The sequence below is a fragment of the Rhizobium sp. 05L429 genome (assembly GCF_056397645.1).
Window position 1 is genome coordinate 57,186 of record NZ_JBFTNV010000012.1, and the last position, 12,711, is coordinate 69,896.

At 60.3% G+C, this 12,711-nt stretch carries 12 protein-coding genes; 5 read left to right on the forward strand and 7 right to left on the reverse strand.

Annotated elements, in window-relative coordinates; translation table 11 throughout:
- The first annotated feature begins 33 nt into the window (after positions 1-33).
- Positions 34-486 (forward strand): MarR family winged helix-turn-helix transcriptional regulator, encoded by a 453-nt coding sequence (locus AC1DNW_RS14800; protein ID WP_477853295.1) that lies wholly within the window; start codon positions 34-36, stop codon positions 484-486.
- Positions 483-1,724 carry a multidrug effflux MFS transporter gene (locus tag AC1DNW_RS14805; RefSeq protein ID WP_477853297.1) on the forward strand — a complete coding sequence of 414 codons (1,242 nt, stop codon included), beginning with the start codon at positions 483-485 and terminating at the stop codon, positions 1,722-1,724. The genes AC1DNW_RS14800 and AC1DNW_RS14805 overlap by 4 nt, the downstream gene beginning before the upstream one ends.
- Here AC1DNW_RS14805 and AC1DNW_RS14810 read toward each other — a convergent pair.
- From AC1DNW_RS14810 to AC1DNW_RS14830, 5 genes are read right to left on the reverse strand one after another with little or no spacing between them, the layout of a single operon-like run.
- On the reverse strand, positions 1,693-2,916 hold the full coding sequence (locus AC1DNW_RS14810; protein WP_113309093.1) for a molybdopterin molybdotransferase MoeA: 1,224 nt from the start codon (positions 2,914-2,916) through the stop codon (positions 1,693-1,695). The two genes, AC1DNW_RS14805 and AC1DNW_RS14810, sit on opposite strands and share 32 nt — an antisense overlap.
- Entirely contained in the window at positions 2,913-3,410 is a 498-nt protein-coding gene (gene moaC, locus AC1DNW_RS14815; RefSeq protein WP_113309092.1) for a cyclic pyranopterin monophosphate synthase MoaC, read from the reverse strand. The genes AC1DNW_RS14810 and moaC overlap by 4 nt, the downstream gene beginning before the upstream one ends.
- A gap of 1 nt (position 3,411) precedes the next feature.
- Positions 3,412-4,224, reverse strand: a complete 813-nt coding sequence (gene trpC / locus AC1DNW_RS14820; RefSeq protein ID WP_113309091.1) for an indole-3-glycerol phosphate synthase TrpC — start codon at positions 4,222-4,224, stop codon at positions 3,412-3,414.
- Between the two features lie 9 nt (positions 4,225-4,233).
- Positions 4,234-5,250, reverse strand: a complete 1,017-nt coding sequence (gene trpD / locus AC1DNW_RS14825) for an anthranilate phosphoribosyltransferase (RefSeq protein ID WP_477853300.1) — start codon at positions 5,248-5,250, stop codon at positions 4,234-4,236.
- Between the two features lie 13 nt (positions 5,251-5,263).
- The gene (locus tag AC1DNW_RS14830) at positions 5,264-7,156 is read right to left on the reverse strand and encodes a SurA N-terminal domain-containing protein (RefSeq protein ID WP_113309089.1); all 1,893 of its coding nucleotides are present in this window, start codon (positions 7,154-7,156) and stop codon (positions 5,264-5,266) included.
- A 320-nt stretch (positions 7,157-7,476) separates the two neighbouring features.
- Here AC1DNW_RS14830 and AC1DNW_RS14835 point away from each other — a divergent pair, with 320 nt between their 5' ends.
- Positions 7,477-7,758 (forward strand): hypothetical protein, encoded by a 282-nt coding sequence (locus AC1DNW_RS14835; protein ID WP_113309088.1) that lies wholly within the window; start codon positions 7,477-7,479, stop codon positions 7,756-7,758.
- A gap of 64 nt (positions 7,759-7,822) precedes the next feature.
- Here AC1DNW_RS14835 and AC1DNW_RS14840 read toward each other — a convergent pair whose 3' ends face one another.
- Positions 7,823-8,077: a GlsB/YeaQ/YmgE family stress response membrane protein gene (locus AC1DNW_RS14840; protein WP_113309087.1), complete on the reverse strand. Its 255-nt coding sequence runs from the start codon at positions 8,075-8,077 to the stop codon at positions 7,823-7,825.
- 702 nt (positions 8,078-8,779) lie between these two features.
- Between AC1DNW_RS14840 and AC1DNW_RS14845 the strand changes: the two genes are divergently transcribed.
- Entirely contained in the window at positions 8,780-10,465 is a 1,686-nt protein-coding gene (locus AC1DNW_RS14845) for a flagellin N-terminal helical domain-containing protein (RefSeq protein ID WP_477853302.1), read from the forward strand.
- 156 nt (positions 10,466-10,621) lie between these two features.
- Positions 10,622-11,521, forward strand: coding sequence for a DMT family transporter (locus tag AC1DNW_RS14850; RefSeq protein ID WP_477853304.1), 900 nt, complete (start codon positions 10,622-10,624; stop codon positions 11,519-11,521).
- Positions 11,522-11,546: 25 nt separating this feature from the next.
- Here AC1DNW_RS14850 and AC1DNW_RS14855 read toward each other — a convergent pair whose 3' ends face one another.
- Positions 11,547-12,683 carry an NAD(P)/FAD-dependent oxidoreductase gene (locus tag AC1DNW_RS14855; RefSeq protein ID WP_113309085.1) on the reverse strand — a complete coding sequence of 379 codons (1,137 nt, stop codon included), beginning with the start codon at positions 12,681-12,683 and terminating at the stop codon, positions 11,547-11,549.
- Positions 12,684-12,711: the final 28 nt, after the last annotated feature.

Sequence of the window (12,711 nt, forward strand, 5' to 3'; positions counted from 1 at the left end):
TATGTCATCTATTGTTATCTCATCGATATTCTCATGACCGAAGACAAGATCACAACCTCATTCGGGAGCCTCGTCTCCCAGACCGCGCGCTACTGGCGCCGGGTCGCCAACCTGCGCCTGCAGCCTTTTGGACTGACGGAAGCGACATGGCTGCCGCTGCTGCGCATCGCCCGCTCGCCGGCGCCGATGCACCAGAAGGAGCTTGCAGCCTCGCTCTCGCTCGACAATTCCTCCGTCGTGCGCCTGATCGACAATCTGGAGAAAGCCGGGCTGGTCGAGCGGYGGGAAGGCGAGGACAGGCGGGCCAAGGAAATCCTGCTGACGGAGGAGGGCAGGAAGACCGTGGAGGAGGTCGAACGCGTGGCGCAGGGCATTCGTGAGGAGGCGCTTGGTCTTCTCCCGCGTGAGGACATCGAAACCACATGGCGTGTGCTMGACCACATCAGCGACGTACTTGCCCGACAGCTCGAGGAGCCCGAACAGTGAATTCGCATCCCGGCCCGATGACCGAAGCCAGACCGCTTGGTGTAAAGCTTCACATACCAGTCTGGCTGCTCGGGCTCATCACCTTCAGCGGTACGCTTGCCATGCATATTTTCGTGCCGGCCCTGCCGGCGGCGGCGAGCGATCTCGGCGCGTCGATCGGCGAGATGCAACTGACCGTCAGCCTCTACATCTTCGGTCTTGCCGTCGGCCAGCTCATCTATGGGCCGCTTTCGGACCGCTATGGCCGCCGGCCGGTGCTGATGAGCGGGCTTGTGCTCTATACGATCGCCGGCGTGGCAGCGCTGGTCTCACCCGGCGTGCATGCACTGATCGCAGCAAGGCTCTTTCAGGCTTTCGGCGGTTGTGCCGGCCTCGTCATTGCCCGCGCCATCGTCCGCGATACGTCCAGCCCCGATGAAACAGCCAAGCGGCTCGCCATCATGAACCTCATGGTGACGGTAGGACCGGGGCTCGCACCTGTTGTCGGGGGTGCGCTTGCAGCCACGCTGGGCTGGCGCTCGATCTTCGTGGCACTCTGCGGGCTTGGCATCGTCAACCTGCTGCTGACCTGGCGCAAGGTGCCGGAAACAGGCACCCGCAATGTCGAGACTTCGATGAAGGCGCTTGGCCGCGACTATCTCGGCCTGCTTTCCTCGCGCTCCTTTGTCGGTTATGCCATCGGCGGCGGCTGTGCGACGACCTCCATGTATGCTTTCACCGCATCCGCGCCCTTCATCGTCATCAACGAACTCGGCCGTCCGGCAACAGAAGTCGGCATCTGCCTGGCGCTGCTGATCTTCGGCTACTGGATCGGCAGCATGATCGCCACGCGGCTGATCGGCCGGTTTGCGATGAAGCGACTGATGGTGATGTCCAACCTCGTCAGCATCGCAGCCGCGATCGTCTTCTTCAGCTTTGCGGTGACCGACCATCTGACGCTCTTGCCCATGATGGCCTCCATCATGGTCTATACGATCGGCGCCGGCGTGGCCTCGCCCAATGCGCTGACGCTCGCAGTCAGCGTCAACCCAAAGGTCACCGGTTCTGCCTCCGGTCTCTACGGCTCGACACAGATGGCAGTCGGGGCCGTCTGCAGCGCTCTTTCCGGCATCGGTGGCGATCCGGGGCTTGCAGCGGCGACCGTCATTCTCGGCGCCAGCGTGCTGGCGCAGCTCTGCTTCTGGGTTGCTGTCGCTTCGGGAAATGTCAGGCGAGAAGATCTGGCCGCAGAAGCATGACCGGGCAGGTGGCACCGGCCGGCAGTTCCGGCGCATGCGGCGGGCGGATGATCAGGCAGTCCGAATGGGCAAAGGTCTTCATCATAGACGAATCCTGCTTGTCGAAGGGTTCGACCAGCCAGTTGCCGTCGGCCGATTTCGAAAGCTTCGCGCGCATATAATCCTGTCGGTGATCATTGGCCCGCAGCGTGACGGCTGCTTCAACCGTTGTCTCGCGCCGGACCGACGGCAGCGAGGCGAGCTTGCGGATCAGCGGCTCAAGGAAAAGCAGAGAACAGACGAGGCTAGAGACCGGATTGCCTGGCAGGCCGAGCACATGCGTCTCGCCAAAACTGCCGACCATCAGCGGCTTCCCGGGGCGCATGGCGATGCGCCAGAAATCGAGCTGCATGCCGGCCTCAATCAGCGTAGCCTGCACCAGATCGTGGTCGCCGACCGAGGCACCCCCAAGCGTGACGATGACATCGACCTTGGCATTGCGCGCCTTGTCGATCGCCGCAGTGATCTCAGCCCTGTCATCGGGCACGATGCCAAGATCGAGCACATCAGCGCCGGCCCTGCGGGCAAGGGCTGCTACGCCAAAGGTGTTGGATGCGATGATCTGCGAAGGACCGGGCGTGCTTCCGGGGGGCAGAAGCTCGTCGCCGGTTGCAAGGATCGCGATCAGCGGACGGCGCAGGACCTCGACTGATGGCCGGTTCATGCCGGCAGCAGCCGTCAACCGAGAGAAATCGAGCACAGTGCCGGCGGCCAACACCACTTCGCCCTCGGCAAAATCCTGGCCTCGCGGGCGCACATGCTGACCCTGCCTTACCGGGAATTTGGTTCTGATGCCGCTTTCGATCTTCTCCGCATCCTCCTGCAGCAGGACGCTATCGGCCCAAGACGGCACCGGCGCACCGGTGAAGATCCTGATAGCCTCTCCCCGACCGACGCTTCCCTCGAAGCCGTGGCCAGCCGCAGACGTGCCGACGACCGTCAGAACGGCACCGGGCTCCGGCGCATCTTCACGGCGCAGCGCATAACCATCCATGGCGGAGGAATTGAAGGGCGGCTGTGTCAGGCCAGCCGTCAGATCAACGGCAAGGACGCGGCCTTCGGCCTCGGCAAGCGGCAGCGTTTCGGACGTAGTGACGGGATTTGCGCTGGAGAGCAGGCGGCTCAGGGCTTCAGCGACCGGTAGAAGGTTCATCTCGCCTCCGGATGACGGAAATCGCCGGATTTGCCGCCGGATTTTTCCAGCAGCCTGACGCCACCGATTTCCATGGCCTTGTCGGCGGCCTTGGCCATGTCGTAGATCGTCAGGCAGGCGACCGAAACGGCGGTCAGCGCCTCCATCTCCACACCGGTCTTGCCGGTGAGTTTGGCACTCGCCGTGACGCGCAAGCCGGGCAGGGAAGCATCTTCCTCGATTTCGACCGTGACCTTCGTCAGCATCAGCGGATGGCAGAGCGGGATGAGATCGGCAGTCCGCTTGGCGGCCATGATACCGGCAAGGCGCGCGGTGCCGATGACATCGCCCTTCCTTGCATTGCCTTCGCGGATAAGAGCAAGCGTTTCCGGCGCCATCTTCACATGGCCCTCGGCGGTGGCGATGCGCACGGTCTCGGCCTTGTCGGAAACATCGACCATATGCGCCTCGCCGGAGGCGCCGATATGAGTGAGGCTGGGCTTTCCGCCGCTCATATCATTCAGCCGCGATGGCGGCTTCACCAAACAGCAGTGCGCGCGTGGCGGCCGTCACGTCGTCTTTGCGCATCAGGCTTTCGCCGACGAGGAAGGTGTTGATGTCGACGGCCTGAAGGCGCTTGCAATCTGCATTGGTGAAGATGCCGCTCTCGCCGACGAGGAGCCTGTCATCAGGAACCATTGTTGCCAGCGTCTCGCTGACGGTGAGGCTGACTTCGAAGGTGCGCAGGTTGCGGTTGTTGATGCCGACGAGCGGCGAGGAAAGCTTCAGCGCTCGCTCCATTTCCTCGATATCATGAACTTCGACCAGCACATCCATGCCAAGCGAGAAGGCTTCGTCCTGCAGACGCTCGGCATCGTCATCCGTCAGCGAAGCCATGATGAGCAGGATGCAGTCGCCACCCCAGGCGCGGGCTTCATGGACCTGATAGGTCTCAAACATGAAATCCTTGCGCAGCGCGGGCAGGGCGCAGGCGGCACGTGCTGCCGTCAGGAATTCCGGCGCGCCCTGGAAGCTCGGCGTATCCGTCAATACCGAAAGGCAGGCGGCGCCACCGGCTTCGTACGCCTTGGCAAGTGCAGGCGGATCAAAATCCGGACGGATCAGGCCTTTGGACGGGCTTGCCTTCTTGATCTCGGCAATCAGGCCGATCTCTCCCGCATCACGCTTGGCGACCAGCGCCTTGTGGAAGCCGCGCGGCGCGGACTGGCCGGCCTGCATGGCCTTCAGATCAGCAAGCGAGGTCTTCGCCTTGGCGGCAGCGATTTCCTCACGCTTGTAGGCTTCGATCTTCTTCAGGATATCGGTCATGCGGCAATCCTAGTCGATATCGTTGGACACGGCGATCAGTTTGTCGAGCGCAGACGCCGTGGCGCCGCTATCGAGCGATTCCGTTGCGAGCTTCATACCGTCGCGGATCGTCCCGACCTTGCCTGCGATGACGAGCGAGGCGGCGGCATTGGCGAGCGCGATATCGCGATAGGCGTTCTTTGCGCCCGCAAGCACATCACGCAGGGCTGCAGCATTGACGGCGCCGTCCCCGCCCTTGATGTCGGCGAGCACGCAGGGCGCTATGCCGAAATCATCAGGCGAAAGCTCAAAGGTTCGGATCTGACCGTTTTCGAGCGCGGCAACGCTGGTCTTGCCGGTCGTGGTGATTTCATCGAGGCCATCGCCATGGACGACCCAGACGCTTTCGGAGCCGAGATCGCGCATGACTTCGGCAAGCGGCACGACCCATTGCGGCGCGAAGACGCCGAGAAGCTGGCGCTTGACGCCGGCCGGATTGGAAAGCGGGCCGAGCAGGTTGAAGATGGTGCGCGTACCGAGTTCGACGCRGGAAGCGCCAACGTGGCGCATGGCCGAGTGATGCTGTTGCGCGAACATGAAGCCGACACCGGCCTCGGCAATGCAGCGCGAGATCATTTCGGGGGTGACCTCGAGATTAACGCCGAGCGCAGCAAGGCTATCGGCAGCGCCTGATTTCGAGCTCAGCGCGCGATTGCCGTGCTTGGCGACCGGAACGCCGGCGCCGGCAACGATCAGCGCCGCCAACGTCGAGATGTTATAGGTGCCGCTGGCATCGCCGCCGGTGCCGACAATATCGATCGCGTCGGCCGGCGCTTCCACCCGCAGCATCTTGGAGCGCATCGTGGTAACGGCGCCGACGATCTCATCGACCGTCTCGCCGCGAACACGGAGCGCCATCAGGAAGCCGCCGATCTGCGAAGGCGTTGCCTGGCCGGACATCAGGATATCGAAGGCCTGGCGGGCCTCGTCGCGGGTCAGGGGCTCACGGCTTGCTGCCTTGGCCAGAAGCGGCTTCAGATCGGACATGCGGCGCTTCCCCTTAGCGGACGGTCGCCTGTTCGGCGAGGTTCTGGTTGACCTGTGCACCGTACTGGGTCTGCAGCAGATTGACCATCTGATCGAGAATGTCGTCACCGGCGCCATTTGCGATGGCGGCGATCTGCTGATCGCGGTTATCAAGCGCATCGGTCGTCGGCTCGTCGTTGACCTCGGTCACCTTGAGCAGGATCTGCGTGCTCGGATCGGCGCCGACAGCCGTTGCCACGGTATCCGCAGGACCGGAGAAGGCGGCGTTGATGCCGACACGGCCGAGAACCGGATCGTCGGTCGAGCGGGTAAAGCCGCTCTTGCTTTCGACGGCGATGCCGAGCGGCGTGGCGATGTCGGCCAGCGAGGTGCCCTTCTGCGCCTCGGCCTTCAGCTCATCGGCCTTTTTGGCGAGCTCGGCCTTCTGCTGCTCGGCGGTCCAGTCCTGAACCGCCCTGTCACGCACTTCAGCAAGCGGACGATCGCGATCAGGCATGACGTCGCGCACGTCGAACCAGACATAACCGTCATTGCCGACGGCAATGGCGGAGGCATCGGCGCCGACATCGGTCTTGAAGGCTTCCGGCAGCAACTGCTGCTGGGCCGGAATATCCTTGACCGGATTTCCGTCCTTGTCCGCACCCGTCATGTCGATGGCGTCGATGGTGACGGCCTTCAGCTTCAGCTGATTGGCGATCTCTTCGAGGGACGTGCCGCCGGCGCGCATTTCCTCGATGCGGTCGTGAACGTTGATGACTTCCTGCGAGGCATTGGCGACCGAAAGCTGCTTGCGGATCTCTTCCTTGACCTCGTCGAAGCTCTTGGTGGTCTCCGGCTTGATATTGGTCACGCGCAGGATCACCGGACCGAAGCTGCCGTCGACGACAGCCGTGGTTCCACCATCCGTCTTCACCCCAAAGGCAGCTTCGGCAACGGCCTGGTCCGGAACCTTGTCCTTGGTGAATTCGCCGAGCAGCACATCGCTTGCGGTCTTGCCCTGATCGGTGACGAGCTGATCGAAGCTCGTGCCGCTCTTCAGCGCGGTTTCAGCCGCGTTGGCGAGATCCTTGCTGGCGAAGGTCAGCTGCTCCAGCGTGCGGCTTTCCGGCGTCGTGTAGGCCGCCTTGGCCTTGTCGAAGGCTTCCTTGATCTGGTCGTCGGTGACCGTCGTGGGATCGGCGATATCGCCAGGCTGAAGCTTCAGATAGCCGATCTTGCGGTACTCCGGCGCACGGTAGCGCTGCTTGGCGTCTTCGAACCACTTGGACAGAACATCATCGGCGGGCGCCTTGATCGGCTCGATATTGGCGTTGGTGAGCAGCAGGTAATCGACGCTGCGGCTCTCATTGCCATAGAGTTTCAGCGCGTTGACGAGGGTCGCAGGCGCCTGGAAGCCGTTGGAGACGGCTTCGATGATCTGGCTGCGCACAGCCTGCTTGCTGCGATCCTTGATATAGTCGTCTTCCCGGATGCCGGCATTGCGCAGACGAGAGGTGAAGAGCGAGCGGTCGAACTGGCCGTTGACCGCCTTGAAGGCCGGATCCTCGCCGATCAACTGGGCGAGCCGGTCTTCGGAAAGGCCGAGGCCCATGTCATCGGCAAGCTGGTCCAGCGAGGCACCGGCCAGAAGCTGGGCAAGCACCTGCTGCTCGACGCCGAAAGCACGGGCCTGCTCCGGCGTCAGGCGCACACCGTATTGCTGACCGAGCGCTGCGACCTGACGCTGATAGGCGAGACGGAATTCATTGACGTCCACATGCTGGTCGCCGACAGTGACCACCGTCGTGCTGTTGCCGCCGCTTATCAGCTCACGCGACACGCCCCAGATGCCGAAGGAGGCGACGAGCAGGAGCAGGAGCAGCTTGGCAACCCAGGTCTGAGCAGCTCTTCTCAGAATATGGAACATGGAAACGCAAACCTCGCATTATCATTGGCCCAAAAGGGCAGACATTCGTCGTTCCATAAAACAAAGCTGCGAGGAAATGAAGGCTTGTCACACGAAAAGCTTGCGGGGCGTGCACACGCTCTCGCCACGGCACCCGCCCGAAAATCGGAATCGATTTTCGGAAAGCCTGATGCGCAGATTCAAAAGCGTTAGAGCATCCCTTATGCATCCGAATGCATGCACGCTTCTTGAGGTGCCTTGAGCGACAAAAGATGCCTGGTTGCGGAACCTTTCCAGTCTTCATTTCGTTGAAGCGGCATTCCACTAAACAGGAGCAGACCATGGCCGAATTGAAAACCGCTTCCGTCGAATCCACCGCTGCGCGCGTCAAGGCCGAAGTTGCCGCCGAAGATCTGTCCGCGCAGGTTGCTGCGTTGCGTGAGGATCTGAGTCGCCTTTCGGACAGTGTGATCGCGCTGGGGCAGGGCGCGAGGACCGCAGTGGCCGACGAAGCCTCCGTCATGACCGAGCGCGTCCGCGACAAGGTGCGTGAAGAGCCACTGACAGCAATCGCCATTACGGCCGGTGTTGCCTATCTCTTCGGTCTCCTCAGCCGTCGCTAAATAAAAAAAGCCGGACGCATGACGTCCGGCCTTTAATCTTTCTGGCGATCTTTTTCCTGTCAGCTCAGCGGCGGATGAGGCGTCCGATCGCGATCAGTATGCATGCGCCGACAAAGCCAGTGACCAGGTAGCCTAGCCAGCCGCTGAGTGGCTGGATGTGAAGGATACCGAGAATCCAATTGGCGACAATCGCGCCTATGATGCCAAGCAATATGTTCATGAACACGCCCATATTGCTGTTCATGAACTTTTCCGCCAGCCATCCGGCGAAGCCGCCGATAATGATAGCTGCAATCCAACCTACACTTTCGTTTTCCATGGCAATCTCCCTCCTGGCAAAACGTGAGATACAACGCGCACAATCGAAAAAAGTTCCGCTGGGGCAGCGGCTTAGCACTGTCAGGGATGAAGCAACGTCACCGGCGCAGAAAGCGCGTGAACCGCAATCTGAAACATCAGGCCTGAAAACGCCAGTGCGGCAAAGCCGGCCGGCATCAGCAAACTCTTGGTGAACATCAAATCCCCCTTTATCGGGAGCAAGCATAGTTCATCGCCTCAACTGCGCAAGCCGCTTATTAATAAGTAGTTAAGCATGAAATTTAAGTAAAATCGTCACGACATTACATGCGCTACGACTAATATTAAATTATCAGGATATTACATTATCTGGAACAGGCGCTTCTCAATTTTCATGAGTAAGCAGTCGTTCAACGCCACCTGGAGGAGATCGATATGCGTCCCTCCCTTTTCATCGAGAATGAGGAACAGCCCGCGAGACTGGCGCCGGATGGCCAAAATCGCGCGGAATACTGTCCTTTAGGCAGCACGGCAAGATTGTATCTCAATTGAAGTAAGCCGGCCCGAGAAAGACCCAATAAAGGTACAGCAAGAGTAAAAACAATTCGAGATTTCACGCTTCCTTTTACGCAGGATTAACCCAACCTGACGTCAATTCATAGCTAACAGAATCTCAAGAAGATCGATTCATCGACCCTGCTGTTTCTCGTATTTCAGGCCGCGTATGTCTTCTATTAATACAAATTATTCCAGCATGGCGGCGTTACAAACCCTCCGGTCTGTGACGGCAGATCTCTATGCGACGCAGAATAGAGTTTCGACCGGCCTGCGGGTCGAGAAGGCATCCGACAATGCAGCCTACTGGTCCGTTGCAACGACGATGCGCACGGACAACAGGGCGCTTTCAGCGGTTTCCGATGCCTTGGGCCTCGGCGAAGCGATGACGGATACCAGTTCTTCCGCGCTTGCCTCGATCGTCGATATCATCGGCGACATGAAAGCCAAGCTGATAGCGGCGACCGAGAAGAGTGTCGACAAGGCAAAAATCCAGGATGAGCTCGATGCGCTGAACGGCAGACTGGTGGCGACCGCCAGTTCTGCCTCCTTTTCCGGCGAGAACTGGCTAAATACCGACATTCCCGGCCTCGACCTTATGACGCAATATAACAAGAGTATCGTTTCGGCCTTCATTCGCGGAGGCGACGGCAGTGTCAGCGTCGACACGACCGATGTCGATCTCACACGGTTGGCGCTTTTCAATTCGAGCGGCGGAGGGCTGCTGCAAGCGGAKGAAAAATCGCTTGGGCTGATCGGCGGATTGCGGAATGCMGATTTTACCGGCGTCGGGCAAAGGGGTTACAGTGTCTACTGGTTCTTCGGCCCCGCCACTCTTCCCAATCCAAGCACCGGCGTCTTCACCGCAACGGACAAGATGACCTTCGACCTCACCGTCGACGGCGCGGAAACGCGCACGGTGACGATCGACAGGAATACGATCGACGCTGCATTGGGAACGACCAATGGTTATATCGCCAACGCCAATGATTTTGCCACCGTTATACGCCTGGCAATGTCCAACATGGGCTGGTCACCTGGCAGCGTCACATCCCCGGGAGGCCTGCTTTATTTTACCAGCGGCGAAATTCCGGGTAGCAGTGCATCGAGCATGGTCATTTCAAACGTGACCTCGACGCTTGCCGGCGGTTATGCTTTTGCGCTCAATGTACCTGCATTACAACGGCAGGACGGCACCGTCGCGAGCTATCAGTTCGGATTTGCAGGTCCATTCGCCGTGCAGCGTGATGTCGCGTTTTCTTTCAGCGTGAATGTCAACAATGGCGCCACGAAAACCGTGACCATCAACCGCAGCCTTGTCGACAGCGTTCTCGGCACGAATGACGGAAAGATCAATACTGCCGGCGATTATGCGCGCATCCTTGGTGCCGTGCTGGCCGGAAGCGGAATGCAGGCCACTGCGGCAGGCTCGAATATATTGCTTCAGGCGGATTCGGCCATGCATCCGCAAGCGGGCGCGACGCGATCAACCATCCGGCTTTTCGGCGTTACCGACAATATCGGCTATGCGCCCAATTTCGATATTACCGATATCGACATCACGAATCCCGCCAATGACCTGCAAAACTATATCGGCGGTATCAACATGATGGAGCAGAAAGTTATTCAGGCTGCAAGCTATCTGGGCGATGTCAGCAAGCGGCTCAATATGCAGGACAATTTCGTCAATACGTTGCAGGATTCCGTCGCAAGCGGCATCGGGCGGCTCATCGATGCCAATATGGAGGAAGAATCCTCACGGCTGACGGCCCTGCAGAGCCAGCAGCAACTCGCCCTGCAATCTCTCTGGATCGCCAACAGCGCACCGCAAAACGTGCTCCAGCTCTTCCAGTAAGATGCCCCGCAATGGACGCCGAAATGCCTCATCGGGGTGCGTCACGACCTCGCATCGATGGCAGTAGCTTTGCTGCCTRCCAGCGGATAAGAGACATTCTGCGGCGAGCCTCGCGACGGAGACTCCTATCGCAAAGTCGGGTGCGGCGAGGTTTGCATGAAGTCCGAAACAGTAGAAGTACGGCCGCTGGCAGGCATCGCGCTTGCTTGCGCCGGTTACGCTTGCTTTGCCCTGCAGGATGCCTTGGTCAAATGGCTCGTGGCCGACTACGAGGTTCCGGAAATCCTGTTCATGCGCAGCATGGTCATCGTGATCATCACCGGCGTTCTCGTGCGCTATCGCCGCCATCCTTCGATCTTCAAGAGCCCCTATAGAGGCACGGTCGTGCTTCGCTCGGCGCTGATGCTGATCGCCTGGCTGCTGTTTTACAATGCCGCCCGGTATCTGGGACTTGCCGAGCTGACGACGCTCTATTTCTCGGCGCCGATCATCGTCATGTTCCTGTCGATCCTGGTTCTCAAGGAAACAATCGGACCGGGGCGCTGGATCGCCTGCGTCGGCGGCTTCATCGGCGTCACCATCGCCGCAAACCCCACGCATTCGCCGAACCTGCTGCCGGCCGCCATGTGCCTCACCGCGGGTTTCTGCTGGGCCTGGAGCACGATCCTCATCCGGCTCGTCAGCCGCAGCGAGACGACACTCACTCAGATGTTCGCGACAAGCTTGCTGTTCGCGATTGCCTGCGCCCTGTCGTTCCCCTGGATCTGGAAAACGCCCKATGCCACAGGCTGGGCTTTGATGCTGGGTCTCGGCCTCGTCGCCACACTCGGGCAATTCCTTCTCTATGAAGGGTTCCGATACGCGCCGGCCTCGGCGCTCGCGCCCGTCGAATATAGCGGGCTCTTGTGGGCCTTCGTTTACGGCTATCTCATCTGGGCGGAAATCCCGGCGGTAAACGTCTTCGTAGGCGCGCTCATCATCGTCGCCTCGAGCCTGGTATTGATTGCCTGGGAGCGCCATGGCGAGCCCGGCCGGAAGAAGCGCGCGGCTTGCTGAGAGAAACGTATCGGAATGGCTGACGTCAGTGAGGATTTCCAACGAACGCCTTGCCGGCAAGCCGCGCCACGCTCTGCCCGATAGCCAGTGAGGCAGTCAGGCCGGGGCTTTCGATCCCATACAGCGCTATATAGGCGGGGTGTCCCGTTTTCTCCGGCCCTTGAAGCACGAAGTCGCCACCACCGCCCGAAACCGGACCAGCGATTTTTGGACGTATGCCTGAATAGGCGGGCTGCAGGGCACCATTCTCCAGATCGGGCCAATAGCGGCGGATTGCGGAATAAAATTTATCCGCGCGACGCGGGTCGACATCATAGTCGATCGTCTCAACCCACTCGACATCAGGACCGAAGCGCGCCTGGCCTGCAAGGTCGAGCGTCAGGTGCACACCGAGACCACCGGGTTCGGGGACCGGGTAGATCAGCTGCGTCGCCGGCGCGCGGCCGGTCAGTGCGAAGTAGCATCCCTTGGCATAGTGACGTGGCGGGATCGTGCTGACGTCCAGGCCCAACAGTTTTTCGGACAGCGCCCAGGCATTCAAGCCTGCAGCATTCACCACGAGGCCTGCTTCAATTTTGACCGGATCGCGGCCGCCGACTGATAGATGAATCTTGTTCGCAGCCAACTCGCCTTCGATGACAGGAGAATTGCAGACGATCGCTCCCCCGTTTGCCTCGATATCCGTGATATATGCCTGCATGAGACTGTGACTGTCGATGATGCCTGTTGACGGGGAGACAAGCGCCGCGAAGCCCCTGATCCGGGGTTGTCTGCGGGTAAGCTCCGCTGCGTCGATCAGGTAGCAGTCCTCCACTCCATTTGCTTCAGCCTGCCTGGACAGCTTTTCGAGGTAACCGAGTTCCTCCTCGCTCGACGCAACGACGAGCTTGCCGCAAGCCTTGTGAGGGACGCTCCGCTCACGGCAATATTCGTAGAGCTTGTGTTTTCCCGCAACGCAGAGCTCTGCCTTCAAACTGCCAGTTGCATAGTAGAGCCCGGCGTGGATGACCTCGCTGTTGCGGGCAGACGTAATGCTGCCGGTCATTGGCTCCGCTTCGAGAAGCACCACCTCGCGGCCGGACATGGCAAGTTCGCGCGCTACCGCCAACCCCACGACCCCTCCACCCACGACGACGCAGTCGAGGTCCAGTACCTCCGTCATGCAGCTCCATCCTCCAACTGCGGGGAGG

Bases quoted from the DNA above. Each gene is read 5' to 3' on its own strand.
- AC1DNW_RS14810 (WP_113309093.1), bottom strand. From the start codon at position 2,916: ATGAACCTTCTACCGGTCGCTGAAGCCCTGAGCCGCCTGCTCTCCAGC.
- moaC (WP_113309092.1), bottom strand. From the start codon at position 3,410: ATGAGCGGCGGAAAGCCCAGCCTCACTCATATCGGCGCCTCCGGCGAG.
- trpC (WP_113309091.1), bottom strand. From the start codon at position 4,224: ATGACCGATATCCTGAAGAAGATCGAAGCCTACAAGCGTGAGGAAATC.
- AC1DNW_RS14830 (WP_113309089.1), bottom strand. From the start codon at position 7,156: ATGTTCCATATTCTGAGAAGAGCTGCTCAGACCTGGGTTGCCAAGCTG.
- AC1DNW_RS14835 (WP_113309088.1), top strand. From the start codon at position 7,477: ATGGCCGAATTGAAAACCGCTTCCGTCGAATCCACCGCTGCGCGCGTC.
- AC1DNW_RS14840 (WP_113309087.1), bottom strand. From the start codon at position 8,077: ATGGAAAACGAAAGTGTAGGTTGGATTGCAGCTATCATTATCGGCGGC.
- AC1DNW_RS14855 (WP_113309085.1), bottom strand. From the start codon at position 12,683: ATGACGGAGGTACTGGACCTCGACTGCGTCGTCGTGGGTGGAGGGGTC.